The organism is Pseudomonas sp. T1.Ur (assembly GCF_023516725.1).
Classification (GTDB): domain Bacteria; phylum Pseudomonadota; class Gammaproteobacteria; order Pseudomonadales; family Pseudomonadaceae; genus Aquipseudomonas; species Aquipseudomonas alvandae.
On the sequence record NZ_JAMGSN010000001.1, the window covers coordinates 3,731,688 to 3,750,885 of the forward strand.

The following is a 19,198-nucleotide window of genomic DNA, read 5'->3' on the forward strand; positions in this document are numbered from 1 at the left end:
AGACATCCCATGCCTCGTGGAAGCAAAGACAAATACACCGACAAGCAAAAACGCAAGGCCGAGCACATCGAAGAGAGCTATGAGCACAAAGGTGTGTCGGAGGGCGAGGCCGAGGCTCGGGCCTGGGCCACCGTCAACAAGCAGTCGGGCGGCGGCGAGCGCTCCGGTGGCTCCGGCAAGAAAAAACCCGCCGAAGCGAAACAGTCCGACCGCAAGGAATCAGCCCGGCGCGCCGCCAAGTCCCGCGAGGGTCATCCGCGCACCAGCAAAGCCTCCCATGAGGCCCAAACGGTGGATAGCCTGATGAAGGAAGCCCGGGCGAAAAACATTCCCGGGCGTTCGAAGATGCGCAAGCAGGAACTGGTGGAGGCGTTGCGCAAGGCTGGGTGATTGTTGGGTCAGGGAAGATACTTTCACGAGCAGGCTCGCACAGGGTCTGTGATGCACCTCAGGACGCCTGGCCTTGACACAAAACCTGTGGGAGCGAGCTTGCTCGCGAAAGCGGTGGGTCAGCCAAGGAAGTGTTGGATGTGCCGACGCCTTCGCGAGCAGGCTCGCTCCCACCCGGGTTCTGCACTGTGCCGAAGTCTTGAGACTTGGCACAGAACTCTGTGGGAGCGAGCCTGCTCGCGAAGGCGGTGTATCGGCTGAAAGAATCTTCAGCGCTGCTTCAACCGGTCAATCACCACCGCCAGCAGCAGGATCGAGCCGCGAATCACGTACTGGTAGAACGTGTCGATGTTCTTCAGGTTCATCGCGTTCTCGATGATCGCCAGAATCAGAACACCTGCAATGACGTGGCGGATCATGCCAATGCCGCCGCTCAACGAAACCCCACCGAGCACGCAGGCCGAGATCACGGTCAGCTCGAAGCCTTGGCCGATCATCGGTTGGCCCGAGGTCATGCGCGAGGCCAGGATCACACCCGCCAGCGCACCAATAATGCCGTGCACGGCGAAGATGATGATCTTGGTGCGATCAACGTTCACCCCTGCCAACAACGCCGCTTCCTGGTTGCCACCGATGGCCATGGTGTTGCGCCCGTACGTGGTGTAGTTCAGCAGCCAGCCGAAGAACAGGAAGCAGGCAATGGTGATCAGGATCGGCACCGGCACGCCGAACAACTGGCCGTTGCCGAAGACGAAGAAAGATTCTTCGGAAACGCCAACCGCTTTACCGTTGGCAAAGATATAGGCCAGGCCACGCACGATCTGCATGGTCGCCAGCGTGGTAATCAGCGCATTGACCCGCAGTTTCGCAATCACGATGCCGTTGATCAGGCCGACAATCAGCCCCATCACCAACGCCGCGCTCACACCCAGGAAAACGCTGTCAGTGTCGCGCATCACCACTGCCGCAACCACGCCGGCACAGGCAATGACCGACCCCACCGACAAGTCGAAGTGCCCGGACGCCAGGCAATACAACATGGTGCACGCGGCGATGCCGGTGGTGGAAATCGCCAGGCCCAGGCCCCGCATGTTCAACGGCGACAGGAAGTTGTCGATCATCAGGGTGCAGAGCACGAAGATGCCGATGGCCGCCAGCAGCATGACCCAGTCGTCGAGGAAGCGGCGCAGGTCCAGGGGTTTGCGTGCCGTTGGCAGTGCATTGTTTTGAATGGTCATGATTTACCTCTCAGTTCGCCGCGTCGGCAACGCGTTGGCGCGGCAGCGCCAGTTGCAGCAGGTTGGATTCGTTGGCCTGGTCGCGCGGCAGCTCGCCACGCATGGCCCCTTCGCAGAGCACCAGGATTCGGTCGGAAATGCCCATCACTTCCATCAAGTCACTGGACACCACAATCACCGCGATACCGTCGGCCGCCAGGTTGTGGATAATCTGGTAGATCTCGGCCTTGGCACCAATGTCGATGCCACGAGTCGGCTCGTCCAGCAGCAGGACTTTCATCGGCATCGACAGCCAGCGACCCAGGATCGCCTTCTGCTGGTTGCCGCCGGACAGGTACATGATTTTCTGGCTCGCCGCCGGGGTCTTCACCTTCAGCGACTTGATCTGCTTGTCGGCATTGCCCCGCTCCCAGTCGCCACGCAGCAGGCAGCCGAGCGCGGAATGAGCCGGACGAGCGCTGATGTTGATGTTCTCGCCCACGCTACCCAACGGGATAATGCCTTCCTTCTTGCGGTCTTCCGGGCAAAGCAACACGCCGGCGCCGATGGCATCACGGGGTGAGCGCAGCTTCAGTTCCTTGCCGTGCAGCACCAGGCTGCCCTCGCTCTGGCGCTCCAGGCCACTGAGCAGGCGCAGCAGCTCGGTGCGACCGGCGCCGACCAGCCCGAACAGGCCGAGAATCTCGCCCTTGTGCACTTGGAAACTCACCGGCTCACGCAAGCCCGGCCCGAGCAGGCCTTTTACCTGCAATGCCACATCGCCGCGCTCCCGGGGACGGTAGTCATAAATGTCCTCGATATCGCGACCGACCATGCACGTGACCAACTGATCATGGGTCAGCTCGCTCATGTTTTCGAAGGTGCGGACATAACGACCGTCCTTGAAGACCGTCACCGCATTACAGATGCGGAACACCTCTTCCATGCGGTGGCTGACGTACAACACCACTTTGCCCTCGTCCCGCAGGCGGGCGATGATCGCCATCAAACGGTCTATTTCCCGGGCCGACAGGCTGCTGGTCGGCTCGTCGAAGGCGATGACGTGGGCGCCTCGGGACAAGGCCTTGGCGATTTCCACCAATTGGCGCTGACCCAGGGAAAGACGACCGACTTTTTCCTGCGGGTCGATTTCATCCGCCAGGCCTTTGAGCAGTGCCAACGCCTGCTGGCGCAGCGCGCCTCGATTGACCAGGCCGAAACGCGCCGGCAAATGGCCGAGGAACAAGTTCTCCGCGACGGTCATTTCCGGCACCAGGTGCAACTCCTGGTGAATCACCGCGACACCACTGGCGATGCTGTCGGCGGTGCCTTTGAAGGCCATCGTCTGCTCGCCGATCTGCAGATCACCGCTGCTCGGAATGTAGGCGCCACCGAGGATCTTGAGCAAGGTGGACTTGCCCGCGCCGTTCTCGCCCATCAAGGCATGCACCTGCCCCGGATGCGCGACGAAACTGATATTGGCCAGCGCCTGCACGCCGGGAAAGGATTTACCGATCCCGTTGAATCGCAAGCTGCCACCGATGTTGTGTTGCCGTGTCGCTGTTTGCGCTTGCATAACCACCTCGAACTTACAGAGATCAAGCGACCCGGTCACGCGTGTGACCAGGGCCGCTTTTGAATCAACCAGCCATCAATTCCACAGGCCGATCTTTTCCAGCTCTTGCTTGAAGTTCTCCCGGGTGATCAGCGTCACCTCGTCCATGGCGGTGTACTTCGGCGGCTCCTTGCCGGTGGTGATCCACTCGTACATCATTTCCGCGGTCTTGTAGCCTTCGATGTGCGGGCTCGGCAGCATCGAACCGAAGAAGCCGCTTTTCGGTTTCTTCAGCTCACCGATGGCATCGGTGCCATTGATACCGATGCCGATTACATTGTCCGCCTTGAACCCGGCGGCCTCGGTGGCGCGCACGCCGCCCAGCACGGTGTTGTCGTTCATGCCGCCGATGATCAGGTTTTTCGCGCCGCCTGGCAGCTTCACCAGCGCCGAGTTGGTGGAGTCCATGCTGCCGGGAACGTCGAGGGTCTTGAGCGCCGTGAACAGGATATGGTCTTCTGGCATTCCGGCTTTTTTCAGGGCATCGACTGAACCGTCGGTGCGCTTCTTGCCGGTGTCCAGCTCGTTGAAGGTGTTGACGACAGCGTAGGTTTCCTTCCAGTCCCAGTTACGTTTTTTCGCTTCAGCGGCCATCGCGGCGCCCTGCTTCTGGCCCACTTCGAACGCGGCCATGCCCAGGTACGGCACGTCTTCCATGAACTTGCCTTTGGAATCGACAAAACGGTCGTCGACGGCAATCACCTTGAGATCATTGAGTTTGGCCTTGGCCATGATGGCCGGGCCGAGGGACACGTCTGGCGGGCAGATTACAAAGCCCTTGGCACCGTTGGCGGCCAGGCTATCGATGGCCGAGAGGGTTTTCTCGCCGTCGGGCACGGCGATCTTGATCAATTCGAAGCCTTTATCTTTGGCCGCCTTCTCGGCGAACGCCCATTCGGTCTGGAACCAGGGCTCCTCGGCCTGCTTGACCAGGAAACCGATTTTTACCGCATCGGCCGCCAGCAAGTGGCTGCTGAGGCTGACCGCGGTCACCGCCAGGGCGGCGCGACACAGGGAACGGATCCCACGACGATGTTTCATAGCTGACTCCTTGTTTTTTTTATTGAAAGCCAAACGTCCAGGGATCTGCTCCACGTGGGTGGAAATGCGCAGGCTGGTCGCTCAAATCGTGTTACTGCACAGCATAGGTCCAAATAGTCATATCGTATGATGATTGGATTACAGGCGAAGTTTCCTACCGCAATCCAAGAATGTTCAGTCGTGGTACATGACCGAACGTCCACCATCGATGGTGATGCATGAGGCATTGATAAACGGTGCTTCGTCACTGGCCAGGAACACCGCCGTCATCGCCACTTCGATCGGCTGCCCGATACGCCGTGGCGGGTGCAGATCCAGCGCGCGCTGGCGCTCGGCATGGGGATCGGCGAAGCCGTTCCAGTAATCGATGTTCAGTTGCGTCTCGATGTAGCCCGGCGCGATGGCATTCACGCGCACGCCCTTGGGGGCGTATTCGATGCCCAGGGCGCGGGTCAGGCCCAATAGACCATGCTTGGCGACGGGATACGGGAAACAGCCAGGAATGATGTGGGACGAATGGGTCGAGGCAATGTTGATGATGCTGCCCACGCCCTGCTCGATCATGTGCGGCAACACCGCCTTGCAACCGAACCAGGCGCCATCCAGGTCGATGGCGAAGCAGCGGCGCCAGTCCTCTTCGGTCATTTCCAGCGGATCGCGGAACACATTGACGCCAGCGCAGTTCACCAGCACGTCGATACGACCGTGCAGTTCAACAGCCCGACGGGCCATGGCGTGCAGATCCTGCTGGTTCGAAACGTCAACCTCCAGCGCCTGCACATCCGCACCCTGTCCGCGCCAGTGGGCGGCAACGGCCTCGACCTTTTCAGCCTGGATGTCGCTGATTACCAGTCGCGCCTGTTGCGAAGCGAACGCGGCCACGATTGCCTCACCGATGCCCTGGGCCGCGCCGGTCAGCAGTACGACCTTGTCTTTCAGTCGCTGGCCTTTGGGAGGCTCGGGCACGGGCGGCAAGCACAGCACGTCAGCCATGAATCATGACTCCCGCAGGCAGGCACGACAAAAACCGGACATCCAGGGATGGCCGGCCTGACAGCGCCTGGACGAAGAGTGGCTCGCGGACGCCGCCAGGGCGTCCGGGAAAAGATCGATGCATCGCTTCACCTGTTTTGTTTTTTTAGTGTGAGTGCGTACTGCTGATGGAGCCGACTATAAACCCGACCGCCAAATAATCTCAATATATATATTTACATCCCATATTCTGGGATTTAGCCCGCGAACCGCGTACAAGGCACGCCCGGCACATCGACGCGCATCGACAGCACCGCACCGTCCAGCGGATGACCGAGTGGACTGGCCGCACTGGTGATGTAAAGCGTCTTGAGATCTTCCCCACCGAATACACAACTGGTCGGGCGACTGACCGGCAATTCGATCACCCGATCGACATGGCCGTCCGGATGCAACCGCAGCAGGCAACTGCCGTCCCAGCGAGCGTTCCAGACATAGCCCCGCGCATCCATGGCCGAACCGTCCGGGCCGCCACGGGAATGGGGCCCGAACCAGACTTCAGCCGGCGCCAGCTTGCCATCGGGATAAATGAAATGACGGTACAGCGTACCGTCCAGGCTTTCACCGAAATACACCGTCGTGCCATCGGGGCTCCACAACAGCGTGTTGGGAATGCCCAGGCCACGCAGCAACGGCATCACACGGCCATCGGTCCCGACACGGAACAGGCCGCCGGAACGCCGCTCGACAGGCAGGTCTTCGCCATGTTCACCAATGTTGTTCTGCATGGTACCGAGCCAGAGCTGGCCCAACGCGTCGCAGCGGGCTTCGTTGGCGCGGTTGCCTGGCTGGGGATCGGCCATGCACAGCAGCTTCAGGCGCGGCTCCAACCCTGGCGAATCGAGATCCAACCGGTAGACACCACTGCTCAGCGTCACCAACGCGTCGCCGCTCTGGGTCGGGATGAACGCCGAGACGTGTTCGGGCATCTGCCAGATCTGTACGTTCGCGCCAATCAGCCGCAACGCCTGCTTGCCGATGATGTCGACCCAATACAGCGCCTGGGTCGGCTCATCCCAGAATGGCCCCTCACCCAGCTTCGCGCGGTGTTCTGTCAAGGCCGTCCACATCATTGAAACCTCCTGTTCCCGGGTGCCCCGGCGTTATCTGTTCGACCGGCCATGACATTAGGGTAAAAGCGCTTGATGGCCAGGTCTGCGTTATCGATCAGGGTCATGCAGGCCCAGACGCCTCGCGTCGCATCCCGTGCGGCGATCGCCTCGGCAATATCCTTGTGGATCGGCAAGGTGCGGCGCAGTTCGTCCGGGTCGGCCGCCGACACCTCGAACGAAACCGCCAGCAACGCGCCCAAGGCCGGGACCATTTGTTCGATGAATTGATTGTGGCTGGCGGCGAGGATGCATTCGTGGAAGAACTGGTCGGCGCGGTTGTAATCCGCGCCGCTGTCCACCGCCCGCTCCAAGGCATGATAGGCCACGCGGATCGCCTGCACCTGCTCGGCCGTCGCCCGTTCGCAGGCCCATCGGACGGCCATGGGTTCGATGGTGCGTCGCAGGTCCAACAGGTCGTCGACGAAGTTTTCCGGCAGGCCGCTGCGTGACAGCCAGCCGACCACTTGCGGATCAAACAGATTCCAGCGGCGCACCGGCAGCACCCGCGTGCCGACCTTCGGCCCGACCTCCAGCATGCCTTTGGCAACCAGCGTCTTGATGGCCTCGCGAATCACCGTGCGGCTGACGCCCAGTTGCTCGCCAAGGTCTGCTTCGACCTTGATGGTTTGCCCAGGCTTGACCTGGCCGGCGGCAATCCAGCCCCCCAGCCAATCGACGGTCGATGCGTGAAAACTGCTGGACATGAATACCCCGTGGGCGTTTTTTTGTCAGGCGCCCACGCTAATCATCATACGATTGGGTGTCAATTTGAATTTTGCATCACCACTGTGGGAGCGAGCCTGCTCGCGAAAGCGGCGCCTCGGTGTTCAGAGGGTCAAGGTTCGAGGCCGATGGGAAAAAACTCGCCACCACTCCACACGCCCAACCAACGCTGCCCGTCGATCTCGCGGCTGACAGCCAGTTCCACCAGCTGGTAGAACACATTGCGATGGATCAAGGCTTCGAGGTTGCTGCGCACATGCACGTAGGGCGCCGGTTCCTGGGTCTGGGGATCGATCACCACGCGCATCGGATGTTCCGGGCCGGCTTCGGTGATTTCCTCGACGTTGGTGGTGAAGCGCAACAATTGCCCTTCCCCCTGCCCTTCGACTTCAAGAGTCACCGCCACGAAGGGCGCGTCATCGACCTTGATGCCGACCTTTTCCACAGGGGTAATCAGGAAATAATCATCGCCGTCGCGGCGAATGATGGTGGAGAACAGCTTGACCATCGGCTTGCGCCCGATGGGCGTGCCCAGGTAATACCAGGTGCCGTCCCGGGCGATACGCATGTCGATGTCGCCGCAGAAGTCGGGGTTCCACAAGTGGACCGGCGGCAGGCCTTTGGTCTTGGGGATCTGCCCCAGCAGGTCATTGGCTTTTTGCGGTCCGCTCATGGTGCCTCCTTCTGTTTATTCGTCGCTCATCCCCAGCAGGCTGCGGGCGTACTCACGCAACGGCGTAGCAATGAGGTCTTGTGGCTGCTTGTCGTGCAACGTCAGCAAACCGCCACGGCTCTTGATACGTGCAGTATCAATCAAATACTGGGTGCTGGTCTCGATCAACATGATCTGAATCACGCTGGTATCGACGCCCAGGCGATCCACAGCCTCTTCATCCAGCCATTCGTCGGTGTTGCCGATGCGGTTGTCGGCCTTGGCGAAGCGGGTATAAAGCAGGTAATGGGCACCGGCGGCCCGCGCTTCGCCCATTGCCTGGTCGAGGCCTTCCGGGACTCGGGCACGACGAACCATCGGGAAATATTCGATGAAACCATTGAAGGCTTCTTCAGCCACGACGTTGGGCCGAGGATAGGCGCTGCCTGGCGGAGCGAAAGCGCCCTGGGCGATATAGATAAAAGAGTCCGGCTGGATGCGCAGATTGTTCACGCGGCGGCTGTCGCTGTGGTCCAGCAGGCCGGCATCGCTCATGTGATAACGAACGCCCTCCCCCATGTCGCTGACATTCATGCAGCCACCAAGCGTCAAAACGGTCAGCAGCAAAAACAGGCTACGCATCCTATCCTCCAAGAACCGGTGACGGAAAACCGGCGAATGGCCGTGGGATGCAGCTTTTGCGCCAGCTCGAAGGGTGGTTGGATTTGCGCCTTGGAATACCTTGATCCTGCTGTAGGAGCTGCCGAGCGAAGCGAGGCTGCGATCTTTCCCCTGCCAATTGAGTCGGGAGCGAAAGATCAAAAGATCAAAAGATCAAAAGATCAAAAGATCGTCCGAACGCGGCCCGAGGCTTCGCCAGCTCCTACAACCCAAAAACCGATCAGCCGCCAATGATCTTCATGATGGTTGCGCCACCGGAGAACGCCACTTCCTGCTTGTCCCCCAGCGCCTTGACCAGCAGACGCTGGAGCGCCGGCAAGGCTTGGTGGCGAGGCTTGTCCAGCAGATCGCCGACGAAGTGACGGTTACTCGACGACAGGCAGCCATGCAGCCAGCCGGTGGACGACAAGCGCAGTCGCGAACAGGTCCGGCAGAACGGCACGCTCTCGTTGGCGATCACGCCAAAATGGCCTAGCCCCGGAATTTCGTAACGCACGGCTGTCGCATCGACGGGCGCATCGGCTTGCAGATATTCGTATTGCTCGCCAATCAGGCTCAGCAGTTGCTGGAGGCTGACGAACTGTTGCAGGAACGCGTTGGAATCGCTGGCCAGGTGGCCCATGCGCATCAACTCGATGAAGCGCAATTCGTACCCACGCTCCAGGCAATACTCCAGCAACGGCATTACCTGATCGAGGTTCTGCCCGCGCAACGGCACCATGTTGACCTTGATTTTCATCCCGGCGGCCCGGGCTTGTTCCATGCCGTCCAGCACGGTCGCCAGGTCGCCGCCACGGGCGATGCTGCGAAACGCAGCAGGGTCGAGGGTGTCGAGGGAAACATTGATGCGACGGATACCGGCGTTTACCAGCAACGGCAATTTCTTCGCCAGCAACTGACCGTTGGTGGTCAGGCTGATGTCTTCCAGCCCCATCTGCCCCACCGCCGTCATGAAGCTTTCGAGCTTGGGGCTGACCAGCGGCTCGCCACCGGTGATGCGCAACCGCTCGATACCGGCGGCCTCGATCAGATAAGCCACGCCTCGCGCCATCGCCTCGGCCGACAATTCATCCTGCGCAGCCACCAACCGCTTGCCGTCTGGCACGCAGTAGGTACAGGCGTAATTGCAGGCTGAAGTCAGGCTGATCCGCAAATTGCGAAAACGCCTGCCTTGACGGTCAACGATCATGGATCACTCCGGCGAAAGAAGAATCGAGCCCGAGAAAATTGACCTAGAAATCAAGTTTTCGCAAGACCCAAGCCTGAGTATATTCCTCGGGCACTGCGCCATGTAAGCGGACATGGCGCAATCAGGTAGCTGAATGCCTCAACTGCTCGGGGCTTCCGGGTCGCGCTTGCGCTTGTTGCCCATGCGCACGCCGATGTCCATCAGGAACTGAAAGAAACCTTCCTGATCTTCCAGCACGTTGCTCCAGAACGGCGAGTGATACAGCGCCACCGCGCCATGCACCAATGCCCAGGCAGCGCAATAGTGGAAATACGGCGGCACGTCTTCGAGCTTGCCTTCGCTGATCCGGCCCTTGATCAAGAGGGTCAGGCGATCGAAGTTCGAAGCGCGGATCTTGTGCAGCTCCTCGACCATCTCTGGCACCTGGTTGCCCTTGACCACCTTTTCTTCCAGGCGATCGAACAAGCGATAACGTTGCGGGTCGCGCATGCGGAACTCGAAGTAGGCCCGGGACAGGGCCTCCTTGTCCTTGTCGACATCGGCCGAATGCAGGAGCTCGTTCAAATCGCGCTCGTAATCGAGCATCAGGCGCAGATAGATCTCGGCCTTGGATTTGAAGTGTTTATAGATCGTGCCTTTGCCGATACCCACGGCATCCGCAATCATCTCGACGGTGACGCTGTCTTCGCCCTGATCGAGGAACAACTTGAGCGCGGTGTCGAGAATTTCCTGCTCGCGGCGACGAAACTCACGGACCTTACGGGGTTCTTTGTGCATAAGAAAAAGGTCTGAAGGGTCAAAATTCGAAGCCGGGTATTATGCCTAACTTACGCAAAAATGCACGGATCATCCGTTTTGGGCCGTAGATCTCAACAAAACCGTGCAAATCCGGCTCCTCCGTTTCAGCGAGTGCCTTATCGCCATGCAGGCGTCAGGCACAGTGAGAACTTATCCGAAGCGAACGTATTCCAAATTTGTTTAAAAACCAACCCGGTCAAACTGGACGCACTGCCATAGTGATCAATACTTGAACTGTCGGCGCGACATCTCCCCCAAGTGACGTGCCGATAAAGGTGCCAACGGACCGCGTGCCTTTGTTTTACTCCTAATGGTCTTAACCCGGATTCACCCCCCAGAACCCGGGTTTTTTTTGCCTCGGTTTCAGCCCCTCGGCGAACAGACGCGCGCCAATGGGAACAGGCGCTTGAAGTTTTCCGTGGTTTGCTCCGCGAACCGGCCATAGGATTCCCCCCGCAACATCGCCAGGAACTCCGCCACTTCCCGCACGTATTGCGGAAGGTTTGGCTTGCCGCGATACGGGATTGGCGCCAGGTAAGGCGAGTCGGTCTCGACCAACAGGCGATCGGCCGGCACCTTGCTGGCCACGTCGCGCAAGGCGTCGGCATTGCGGAACGTGACAATACCGGACAAGGAAATGTAATAACCCATGTCCAGCGCAGCCTTGGCCATGTCCCAATCTTCAGTGAAGCAGTGCAACACACCGGCCTGGGGCAGCGCCGCGTCGCGCAACAGGGCCAAGGTATCGGCCCGGGCCCCACGGGTGTGGATAATCACTGGCTTACCGGTCTGTCTTGCGGCTTCCAGGTGCAAGCGGAACGACGCCTGCTGCACATCGGCGGCCTCCGGCTCGTAGTGATAATCGAGGCCGGTTTCGCCGATGGCAACGACCCTAGGGTGGTCGAGTTCATGCAGCAGCCAGTCCAGGGCGGGCGTGGCATCGGGTTGTACGTCCAGCGGGTGGATGCCGACCGAACAATCGACATCCTCATAACGTTCGGCCAGGACCTTGACGTCGGCAGCGTTGTCGGCGCTGACGCCGATGCACAGGAAGTGTCCGACGCCCCGCTGGCGCGCGGCATCCAGCGCGGCATCCAGGGAACCGCCGTGGGCGGCAAGGTCGAGGCGATCGAGGTGGCAATGAGAATCTACGAGCATAAGGGGCCAGAACTACATCGTATGGGTAGGACGGTCGGACTTGAGCGATCCGGCCAGGTGGGTTTCGATCTGATTGCGGGCCGAGTTGTCGCCCTCGTTGAACTGCACGCCAACGCCGGCGGCCCGATTGCCCTGGGCGCCCTTGGGGGTTATCCAGATGACCTTGCCGGCGACCGGTATCTTTTCCGCTTCGTCCATCAGGCTCAACAGCATGAACACCTCGTCGCCCAGGCGATAATTCTTGTTGGTGGGAATGAACAGGCCGCCGTTCTTGATAAACGGCATGTAGGCCGCGTAAAGCACTGACTTGTCCTTGATGGTCAGGGACAGGATGCCGTTGCGTGGCCCGGGACTGACAGGTTCGTTCATGCTGATCTCCGCTGCGATTGAGCTGAGTCTAGTGTCTCTGTCAGGTACGACCAGGCAAACTCGCCCATTGCACCAACAGCGCCTCCAGCAGCAACACGCGATTGAGGTTCGCCTTGCCCAGCACCTTCTGACGTTGGGCAAGAATCCAGTCCTGAATGTTCAAGATTTTATCCTGGCTGCTTTTTTGCGCCAGGTACTGGATCACCTTGCGCATATCCGGCAATCCGAGACCGGCTTCGTCCTCGGTGAGCTGATAGCGCAGGATCAGGCTCGACCAATCGCAGAACCAGTCGAACAACAGCAACAAGGGGATGGCGTTCCAACCCTCGGCCAGTTGTGTCGGCGATTGCTGCTGCTTGAGCAGTTTCTTCACGCCGTCCACGACCAGGGCCCGTTGCTCGCGCACGCCCTGGGCCTGCAGGCTGACCGCCGCCAGCGGCGAGCCGGCGGCCAGGGTCAGCAGTTCGACGCGCTCTTCATCGGAGCTGTTGGGCAAGGCCTTGCCCAGCCATTGCAGGCTCATTGCTTCGCTGGGCAGCGGGCACGCCTGCTGAACGCACCGGCTCTTGATGGTCGGCAGCAAACGGCTCGGCTGATGGCTGACCAGCAACAGCACGGTATCGCCGGAAGGCTCTTCGAGGCTCTTGAGCAAGGCGTTGGCGGCGTTGATGTTCATCGACTCCACCGGCTCGATCAGCACCACTTTGCGCCCGCCCATTTGCGAGGTCTGGACCACGAAGCTGACCAGGTCCCGAACCTGGTCGACCTTGATCGCCTTGTCCGCCTCTTCCGGCTCCAGCACGTAATTGTCAGGATGGCTACCGGCCTTGAGCAGCAGGCAAGACTTGCATTCACCACAGGCATTCGAGGCCGCCGGGGCCTGGCACAACAGGCTGGCCATCAGGCGTTCGGCCAACGCTCGCTTGCCGATTCCGACCGGGCCATGCAGCAGGTAGGCATGGGCGTGCTGGGCACGGCCGGCCAGTTGCTGCCAAAGGCCGTCCTGCCAGGGATAAGCTTCAGCCACGGGCACGCTCCAGCAAGCGCGGCACCAGTGCGTCCAGCGATTGCTGGACCTGCATCAACGGCTGAGCGGCATCGATCAACAGATAACGCGTCGGATCGGCCTTGGCGCGCCCCAGGAAGGCATTGCGCACGGCGTTGAAGAACGCCTGCCCTTCGAGCTCGAAGCGGTCCAGCCGGCCGCGAGCGCTTGCCCGTGCCAGGCCGATTTCAACTGGCAGGTCGAAAACCAGGGTCAGGTCGGGACGCAGGTCACCCTGGACAAAGGTTTCCAGCGTCGCGATGCGTTCAAGGGACAAGCCACGCCCGCCGCCCTGATAGGCATAAGTCGAATCGGTAAAGCGGTCGCACAATACGACAGCGCCGCGAGCCAGCGCCGGGCGAATCACCTCGGCCAAATGCTGCGCCCGCGCGGCAAACACCAGCAACAATTCGGTATCGGGATTCATGATTTCATCGGCCGGTGCCAGCAGCACCTCGCGAATCCGCTCGGCCAGTGGCGTGCCGCCCGGCTCGCGGGTCAGCACCACCTCGATGCCGGCAGCCCGCAGGCGTTCGGCCAAGTACTCGCGATTGGTGCTCTTGCCGGCGCCTTCCGGGCCTTCCAGTGTGATAAACAAGCCAGTCACGGGCGATCCTTAGTCAAAGTCATTGCGAGCTCGGCGGCTCGCTCGCATTCGGTTCGGGGGCAGGCTCTTGTGGCGGCACCTGAGGCACGGCTTCAGGCGCCGTGTCCGGTGACGCTGCGGGAATCGGTGCCGAATCTTCCCGGGCCGCCGGGGCCGGACTGGAGCGGTAATCGGCACGGCGCTTGAGCTGGAATTCGCGCACGGCGTTGTTGTGCGTCTCCAGGTCATCGGAAAAGACATGGCTACCGTCGCCACGGGCAACGAAGTAAAGACTGTTGCCGTCGGCCGGGTTCAACGCCGCGTGGATCGCTTCGCGCCCCACCATCGCAATCGGTGTCGGTGGCAAACCCGGAATCAGATAAGTGTTATAGGGGTTTTCTTCTTTCAGATGGGCACGGGTGAGCTTGCCGGTGTAGCGCTCGCCCAGGCCGTAGATCACGGTAGGGTCGGTCTGCAACAGCATGCCCAGGCGCAGGCGACGCACGAACACACCTGCGATCTCGCCACGCTCCTGGGGCACCCCGGTTTCCTTCTCTATCAGGGAGGCCATGATCAGGGCCTGATAGGGTTGGCTGTACGGAACGTCGGCGGCACGCTGTGCCCACTCCTTGGCAAGCACGTCTTCCAGCCGATCGTAGGCCTTCTTCAACAGATCGGCATCCGTGGTGCCCCGCACGAAGCGGTAGGTATCCGGGAAGAACCGGCCTTCGGGGAACACGCCCGAATGCCCAAGGCGATCCATGACCTGGCTGTCGCTCAGGCCAGCAAGGGTCTGCTGGAGTTTTTCGTCCTTGGCCAATGCCGCGCGCACCTGACGGAAATTCCAGCCCTCCACCAGCGTCACGCTGTACTGCACCACCTCTCCGCGTTTCCAGACGCCGATCAAGGCTTCCATGGTCATGCCCGGCACCATCCGATACTCACCGGAGTGCAATGGCTGGTCGGCAAGATTGAAGCGCCAATAGATACGCAGCCAGAAGGCGTCCTTGATCAGGCCGTCGGCTTCGAGGCGCTTGAGGGTTCCGGTCGGGGTGGTCCCGTTGGGTACGTCCAGCAACTCTTCCTGGGTGATGTTCAGCGGCTGTTGCAGCGCCGAATGAATCTTCCAGGCCGAAGCGCCCAACAACAGCCCTGCCAGAACCAGTCCGGTCTCCAGCAGCAGCAAGAATTTACGTCTCACGAATCAGGCATCCAATAGCGCACGGGCAAGGGTTTGCAGTTTACGGGTGAGTGGGCCAACCGACCAGCGTGCCGAACCGCATCCGAGTACCGGCCACACGCCATATACGCTGTTGCAGACGAAGACCTCATCGGCCTGGTGCAGTTGTTCAAGGCTGATGTCCGCGATTTGCGTGGCGATGCCTTGGGACTTGGCTTGAAACAATAATTCCGCGCGCATCACCCCGGCAACACCGCAACGGCTCAGGTCCGCAGTAAACAAGACGCCATCGCGCACCAGGAACAGGTTACTGAATACGCCTTCGATCACCCGCCCGGACGTATCCAGCATCAGGCCTTCAGCGTACTGCCCATCGCGCCATTCGGCACGGGCCAGCACCTGTTCCAGGCGATTGAGGTGCTTGAGGCCGGCAAGCAAAGGCTGCTCGGACAAGCGCACTGAACAGGGAAACAGGAGGACGCCTTGCTCGGCATGGGCCGTGGGATAAGCAACAGGAGCGCTGCCTTGCAGGATGCGTCGGGCGGTGGCCGAGGGGTCGGCGGCATAACCACGCTGACTGTCGCCACGGGTCACGATCAGTTTCATCACGCCGTCACCCTGACACCGGGCGTAAGCGCTCAGCTCGGCGCTCACCACCGTCATGTCGACCCTGAGCGCCAATCGCTGGCAGCCTGTTTCCAGGCGCTGCATGTGACGCTCCAGCAACAGTGCCCTGCCATTGCGCACGGCGATGGTCTCGAACAACCCATCGCCATAAGCCAGGCCGCGATCTTTCAGCGACAGGACGTCAGCCGGTTGACCGTCGACCCAGCTCTCCATCAACCCGCGAACCGGCGGAACACCAGCGAACCGTTGGTCCCGCCAAAGCCGAAGGAGTTGGACAACACCACATCGATGTCCATGCCACGGGCTGTATGCGGCACGAAGTCCAGGTCGCACCCTTCGTCCGGCTCATCAAGGTTGATGGTCGGCGGCGCCGTCTGGCTGTTGATCGCCAAGACGCTGAAGATCGCCTCCACAGCCCCTGCCGCACCCAACAGGTGGCCTGTCATGGACTTGGTGGAGCTGACCGCCAGGTTGTAGGCATGTTCGCCGAACACCGTCTTGATCGCCTGGGCTTCGGCCAAGTCACCCGCCGGAGTCGAAGTGCCGTGGGCGTTGATGTACTGCACTTGGTCGCCGTTGATTTTCGCGTCACGCAAGGCATTGGCGATGCAACGGGCGGCACCGGCACCGTCGGCCGGTGGCGACGTCATGTGGTACGCGTCGCCGCTGGTACCAAAACCGATCAGCTCGGCATAGATGGTCGCGCCGCGGGCCTTGGCGTGCTCCAACTCTTCGAGCACCAGCGCACCGGCACCGTCGGACAGCACGAAGCCGTCGCGGCCCTTGTCCCATGGCCGGCTCGCGCGAGCGGGCTCGTCATTGCGGGTCGACAGCGCACGGGACGCGCCGAAACCGCCCATGCCCAGGCCGCAGGCCGCCATTTCGGCGCCGCCAGCAATCATCACGTCGGCTTCGTCGTACATGATGTTGCGCGCGGCCATGCCGATGCAGTGGGTGCCGGTGGTGCACGCCGTGGCGATGGCGTAGTTAGGCCCCTGTGCACCCAAGTGGATGGACAGGAAACCGGAAATCATATTGATGATCGAGCCCGGCACGAAGAACGGAGAAATCCGTCGCGGCCCCGAATCGTGCAGCGTGCGGCTGGTTTCTTCGATATTGGTCAAGCCGCCAATACCCGAGCCCATGGCCACGCCGATGCGTTCACGGTTGGCATCGGTCACTTCCAGCCCGGCGTTACGCACCGCCTGGAACCCGGCTGCCAAGCCGTATTGAATGAACAGGTCAAGCTTGCGAGCTTCCTTGACCGACAAGTATTCCTCGACATTGAAGCCTTTTACCGAGCCGCCAAAACGGGTGGAATAGGCAGAAAGGTCGGTGTGTTCGATCAGACCAATGCCACTACGGCCAGCCAGAATGCCCTGCCAACTGCTTGGCACATCCGTGCCCAGTGGCGACAACATACCCATACCGGTGACTACGACGCGTCTACGCGACACAGCACTCTCCTTTTTCAAATGACGACTTTGCATCAGGCCTAAAGAAAAAACCGCACGCCGTGATGGCAGTGCGGTTTTTCCATGACAGCTAGCGACGACTAAAAACGATTACGCCTGGTGGCTGGTAACGTAGTCGATAGCAGCTTGTACAGTAGTGATCTTTTCAGCTTCTTCGTCAGGAATCTCGGTCTCGAATTCCTCTTCCAGAGCCATCACCAGCTCAACAGTGTCAAGGGAGTCGGCACCCAGGTCTTCAACGAAGGAAGCGGTGTTCACAACTTCTTCTTCTTTAACGCCCAGTTGCTCGGCAACGATTTTCTTGACGCGCTCTTCGATGGTGCTCATACCTTGTTTTCACTCCTAATGGACAAATTCAGGCAGCTGGCCGGTGGGTAAGTGTATAGAAAGACTTTTCGGTTTTTCAACCGAAAGCTTCACTCCTCGAACCCTGGGGCCCGCCGCCTATAAATAGATTGCAGCTTTATAACGGATTTTAGACAGCTCGTATGACATTTTTTTGAAGCAATCCGTCACATTTAACTCATGTACATCCCGCCGTTCACCGGGATTGTAGCCCCAGTCACGTATGCCGCACCGTCCGACGCAAGAAAAGCGACCACGGACGCGATTTCTTGAGCTTGCCCCAGACGACCCAGCGGGATCTGGGTCAACAAGGCTTCACGCTGTGCTTCCGGCAGTTCACGGGTCATGTCGGTGTCGATGAAACCCGGTGCAACCGAGTTTACCGTAATCGAGCGCGAACCGACTTCTCGTGCCAGCGCACGGCTGAAACCTTCCAGGCCGGCTTTCGCCGCAGCATAGTTTACTTGGCCTGCGTTGCCCATGGCACCCACAACCGAGCCGATACTGATAATTCGGCCCCAACGTGCCTTGGTCATGCCGCGCAAGACGCCCTTGGACAGCCGGTAGAGGCTGTTCAAGTTGGTGTCGACCACGTCGAACCACTCGTCATCTTTCATGCGCATCATCAGGTTATCGCGGGTGATGCCGGCATTATTCACCAGGATCGCCGGCGCACCGAACTGCTCCTGGATGCTTGCCAACACGGCGGCAACGGATTCGTCGCTGGTCACGTTGAGCTCGAGCCCGGTGCCCTGGATACCGTGTTCCTTCAAGGTCGCGGCGATACGCTCGGCGCCCGAAGCGGACGTCGCGGTGCCGACAACGATGGCGCCTTGACGACCCAGTTCCAGGGCGATGGCCTGGCCGATGCCGCGGCTTGCACCGGTCACCAGTGCAACTTTACCTTGCAGACTCATGCAAGCTTCTCCTGTTCAGGCTTGCGCTGCGCGAGCGGCAGCGAAAGCGTCTGGGGTGTTGAGGTTGGAAGTGGATACGCCTTCGGCGCAACGCTTGTTCAGGCCCGCCAGTACCTTGCCAGGGCCGCATTCGACCAGCTCGGTCGCGCCCTTGGCAGCCAGCGTCTGCACCGATTCGACCCAGCGAACCGGCTTGTAGAGCTGTTCCAGCAGGTCGCGCTTGAGGGTTTCCAGGTCCGCAGCCACGTTGGCGCTGACGTTCTGCACCACCGGAATCTGCGGAGCCTGCCAGTCGATGGCGGCGATGGATTCGGCAAAACGCTCGGCGGCTGGACGCATCAGCTCGCAATGCGACGGCACGCTGACCGGCAATGGCATGGCGCGCTTGGCGCCACGAGCCTTGCAGCCTTCGATGGCGCGCTCGACGGCAGCCTTGGCGCCGGCAATCACCACTTGGCCCGGGGAGTTGAAGTTGACCGCACTGACCACGTCGCCTTGCGCCGCTTCGGCACAGGCCGCCAGCACATCGGCATCTTCCAGGCCGAGGATCGCGGCCATGCCGCCCTGCCCGGCCGGAACGGCTTCTTGCATCAACTGGCCACGACGCTCCACCAGTTTCACCGCATCAGCCAGGCCCAGGCTGCCAGCGGCCACGAGGGCGCTGTACTCTCCCAGGCTGTGACCGGCGACAAACGCCGGGCGCGCGCCGCCTTCAGCCAGCCACAGGCGCCACAAGGCAATCGAGGCGGTGAGGATGGCCGGTTGGGTTTTATCGGTTTGATTGAGTTGCTCTTCCGGCCCTTGCTGGGTCAGCGCCCACAAGTCGTAGCCGAGCGCGTCGGATGCTTCTTTGAATGTTTCGAGGACCAGCGGGTATTGCGCGCCCAGCTCGGCCAGCATGCCGAGGGACTGCGAGCCCTGCCCTGGAAAGACGAATGCGAGGGAAGCAGACATGAAAACAAAGCCCCTAATGATCTTGTCGTCAAAAATTGACGCCCCTGGGGGCGCTAGGAAACTGACAGTTGGATGGCGGCTTGAACCGACCG

At 60.7% G+C, this 19,198-nt stretch carries 21 protein-coding genes; 1 reads left to right on the plus strand and 20 read right to left on the minus strand.

What is annotated here, in order from left to right:
• Positions 1–9 precede the first annotated feature (9 nt).
• Positions 10–390 (plus strand): Rho termination factor N-terminal domain-containing protein, encoded by a 381-nt coding sequence (locus M8Q45_RS16550; RefSeq protein WP_030137725.1) that lies wholly within the window; start codon positions 10–12, stop codon positions 388–390.
• 269 nt (positions 391–659) lie between these two features.
• Here M8Q45_RS16550 and araH read toward each other — a convergent pair whose 3' ends face one another.
• From araH to fabD, 20 genes are all read right to left on the minus strand, one after another.
• A complete protein-coding gene (araH, locus tag M8Q45_RS16555) occupies positions 660–1,628 on the minus strand; it encodes an L-arabinose ABC transporter permease AraH (protein ID WP_030137724.1) in 969 nt (322 codons plus the stop codon).
• 10 nt (positions 1,629–1,638) lie between these two features.
• Complete coding sequence (gene araG, locus M8Q45_RS16560) at positions 1,639–3,183, minus strand: L-arabinose ABC transporter ATP-binding protein AraG (RefSeq protein ID WP_249875627.1); 1,545 nt, start codon at positions 3,181–3,183, stop codon at positions 1,639–1,641.
• A gap of 75 nt (positions 3,184–3,258) precedes the next feature.
• Positions 3,259–4,263 carry a substrate-binding domain-containing protein gene (locus M8Q45_RS16565; RefSeq protein WP_249875628.1) on the minus strand — a complete coding sequence of 335 codons (1,005 nt, stop codon included), beginning with the start codon at positions 4,261–4,263 and terminating at the stop codon, positions 3,259–3,261.
• Between the two features lie 174 nt (positions 4,264–4,437).
• Positions 4,438–5,256, minus strand: a complete 819-nt coding sequence (locus tag M8Q45_RS16570; RefSeq protein ID WP_249875629.1) for an SDR family oxidoreductase — start codon at positions 5,254–5,256, stop codon at positions 4,438–4,440.
• A 236-nt stretch (positions 5,257–5,492) separates the two neighbouring features.
• Positions 5,493–6,368, minus strand: a complete 876-nt coding sequence (locus M8Q45_RS16575; RefSeq protein WP_249875630.1) for an SMP-30/gluconolactonase/LRE family protein — start codon at positions 6,366–6,368, stop codon at positions 5,493–5,495.
• Positions 6,365–7,111, minus strand: coding sequence for a FadR/GntR family transcriptional regulator (locus M8Q45_RS16580; protein ID WP_249875631.1), 747 nt, complete (start codon positions 7,109–7,111; stop codon positions 6,365–6,367). Before M8Q45_RS16580 ends, M8Q45_RS16575 begins: the two co-directional genes overlap by 4 nt.
• A gap of 131 nt (positions 7,112–7,242) precedes the next feature.
• A complete protein-coding gene (locus tag M8Q45_RS16585; RefSeq protein WP_249875632.1) occupies positions 7,243–7,803 on the minus strand; it encodes a DUF1285 domain-containing protein in 561 nt (186 codons plus the stop codon).
• Between the two features lie 15 nt (positions 7,804–7,818).
• The gene (locus M8Q45_RS16590; RefSeq protein ID WP_030137717.1) at positions 7,819–8,424 is read right to left on the minus strand and encodes a DUF4823 domain-containing protein; all 606 of its coding nucleotides are present in this window, start codon (positions 8,422–8,424) and stop codon (positions 7,819–7,821) included.
• A 259-nt stretch (positions 8,425–8,683) separates the two neighbouring features.
• The gene (locus tag M8Q45_RS16595) at positions 8,684–9,652 is read right to left on the minus strand and encodes a GTP 3',8-cyclase MoaA (protein WP_249875633.1); all 969 of its coding nucleotides are present in this window, start codon (positions 9,650–9,652) and stop codon (positions 8,684–8,686) included.
• A 138-nt stretch (positions 9,653–9,790) separates the two neighbouring features.
• On the minus strand, positions 9,791–10,429 hold the full coding sequence (locus M8Q45_RS16600; protein WP_249875634.1) for a TetR/AcrR family transcriptional regulator: 639 nt from the start codon (positions 10,427–10,429) through the stop codon (positions 9,791–9,793).
• Between the two features lie 384 nt (positions 10,430–10,813).
• Complete coding sequence (locus M8Q45_RS16605; RefSeq protein ID WP_249875635.1) at positions 10,814–11,608, minus strand: TatD family hydrolase; 795 nt, start codon at positions 11,606–11,608, stop codon at positions 10,814–10,816.
• Between the two features lie 12 nt (positions 11,609–11,620).
• Positions 11,621–11,977 (minus strand): PilZ domain-containing protein, encoded by a 357-nt coding sequence (locus M8Q45_RS16610; RefSeq protein WP_030137713.1) that lies wholly within the window; start codon positions 11,975–11,977, stop codon positions 11,621–11,623.
• A 40-nt stretch (positions 11,978–12,017) separates the two neighbouring features.
• On the minus strand, positions 12,018–13,004 hold the full coding sequence (locus M8Q45_RS16615) for a DNA polymerase III subunit delta' (protein WP_249875636.1): 987 nt from the start codon (positions 13,002–13,004) through the stop codon (positions 12,018–12,020).
• Entirely contained in the window at positions 12,997–13,629 is a 633-nt protein-coding gene (gene tmk / locus M8Q45_RS16620; RefSeq protein ID WP_249875637.1) for a dTMP kinase, read from the minus strand. Before tmk ends, M8Q45_RS16615 begins: the two co-directional genes overlap by 8 nt.
• 19 nt (positions 13,630–13,648) lie before the next feature.
• Positions 13,649–14,809, minus strand: a complete 1,161-nt coding sequence (gene mltG / locus M8Q45_RS16625) for an endolytic transglycosylase MltG (RefSeq protein WP_249875638.1) — start codon at positions 14,807–14,809, stop codon at positions 13,649–13,651.
• A gap of 3 nt (positions 14,810–14,812) precedes the next feature.
• On the minus strand, positions 14,813–15,628 hold the full coding sequence (gene pabC, locus M8Q45_RS16630) for an aminodeoxychorismate lyase (RefSeq protein ID WP_249875639.1): 816 nt from the start codon (positions 15,626–15,628) through the stop codon (positions 14,813–14,815).
• Positions 15,628–16,872 carry a beta-ketoacyl-ACP synthase II gene (gene fabF, locus M8Q45_RS16635; RefSeq protein ID WP_249875640.1) on the minus strand — a complete coding sequence of 415 codons (1,245 nt, stop codon included), beginning with the start codon at positions 16,870–16,872 and terminating at the stop codon, positions 15,628–15,630. Before fabF ends, pabC begins: the two co-directional genes overlap by 1 nt.
• 108 nt (positions 16,873–16,980) lie before the next feature.
• Positions 16,981–17,217, minus strand: a complete 237-nt coding sequence (gene acpP, locus M8Q45_RS16640; protein WP_003175607.1) for an acyl carrier protein — start codon at positions 17,215–17,217, stop codon at positions 16,981–16,983.
• A 191-nt stretch (positions 17,218–17,408) separates the two neighbouring features.
• Entirely contained in the window at positions 17,409–18,152 is a 744-nt protein-coding gene (gene fabG / locus M8Q45_RS16645; RefSeq protein WP_249875641.1) for a 3-oxoacyl-ACP reductase FabG, read from the minus strand.
• Between the two features lie 15 nt (positions 18,153–18,167).
• Positions 18,168–19,106, minus strand: coding sequence for an ACP S-malonyltransferase (fabD, locus tag M8Q45_RS16650; protein WP_249875642.1), 939 nt, complete (start codon positions 19,104–19,106; stop codon positions 18,168–18,170).
• Positions 19,107–19,198: the final 92 nt, after the last annotated feature.

Bases quoted from the DNA above. Each gene is read 5' to 3' on its own strand.
- M8Q45_RS16550 (WP_030137725.1), top strand. From the start codon at position 10: ATGCCTCGTGGAAGCAAAGACAAATACACCGACAAGCAAAAACGCAAG.
- araH (WP_030137724.1), bottom strand. From the start codon at position 1,628: ATGACCATTCAAAACAATGCACTGCCAACGGCACGCAAACCCCTGGAC.
- araG (WP_249875627.1), bottom strand. From the start codon at position 3,183: ATGCAAGCGCAAACAGCGACACGGCAACACAACATCGGTGGCAGCTTG.
- M8Q45_RS16565 (WP_249875628.1), bottom strand. From the start codon at position 4,263: ATGAAACATCGTCGTGGGATCCGTTCCCTGTGTCGCGCCGCCCTGGCG.
- M8Q45_RS16570 (WP_249875629.1), bottom strand. From the start codon at position 5,256: ATGGCTGACGTGCTGTGCTTGCCGCCCGTGCCCGAGCCTCCCAAAGGC.
- M8Q45_RS16575 (WP_249875630.1), bottom strand. From the start codon at position 6,368: ATGATGTGGACGGCCTTGACAGAACACCGCGCGAAGCTGGGTGAGGGG.
- M8Q45_RS16580 (WP_249875631.1), bottom strand. From the start codon at position 7,111: ATGTCCAGCAGTTTTCACGCATCGACCGTCGATTGGCTGGGGGGCTGG.
- M8Q45_RS16585 (WP_249875632.1), bottom strand. From the start codon at position 7,803: ATGAGCGGACCGCAAAAAGCCAATGACCTGCTGGGGCAGATCCCCAAG.
- M8Q45_RS16590 (WP_030137717.1), bottom strand. From the start codon at position 8,424: ATGCGTAGCCTGTTTTTGCTGCTGACCGTTTTGACGCTTGGTGGCTGC.
- M8Q45_RS16595 (WP_249875633.1), bottom strand. From the start codon at position 9,652: ATGATCGTTGACCGTCAAGGCAGGCGTTTTCGCAATTTGCGGATCAGC.
- M8Q45_RS16600 (WP_249875634.1), bottom strand. From the start codon at position 10,429: ATGCACAAAGAACCCCGTAAGGTCCGTGAGTTTCGTCGCCGCGAGCAG.
- M8Q45_RS16605 (WP_249875635.1), bottom strand. From the start codon at position 11,608: ATGCTCGTAGATTCTCATTGCCACCTCGATCGCCTCGACCTTGCCGCC.
- M8Q45_RS16610 (WP_030137713.1), bottom strand. From the start codon at position 11,977: ATGAACGAACCTGTCAGTCCCGGGCCACGCAACGGCATCCTGTCCCTG.
- pabC (WP_249875639.1), bottom strand. From the start codon at position 15,628: ATGGAGAGCTGGGTCGACGGTCAACCGGCTGACGTCCTGTCGCTGAAA.
- acpP (WP_003175607.1), bottom strand. From the start codon at position 17,217: ATGAGCACCATCGAAGAGCGCGTCAAGAAAATCGTTGCCGAGCAACTG.
- fabG (WP_249875641.1), bottom strand. From the start codon at position 18,152: ATGAGTCTGCAAGGTAAAGTTGCACTGGTGACCGGTGCAAGCCGCGGC.
- fabD (WP_249875642.1), bottom strand. From the start codon at position 19,106: ATGTCTGCTTCCCTCGCATTCGTCTTTCCAGGGCAGGGCTCGCAGTCC.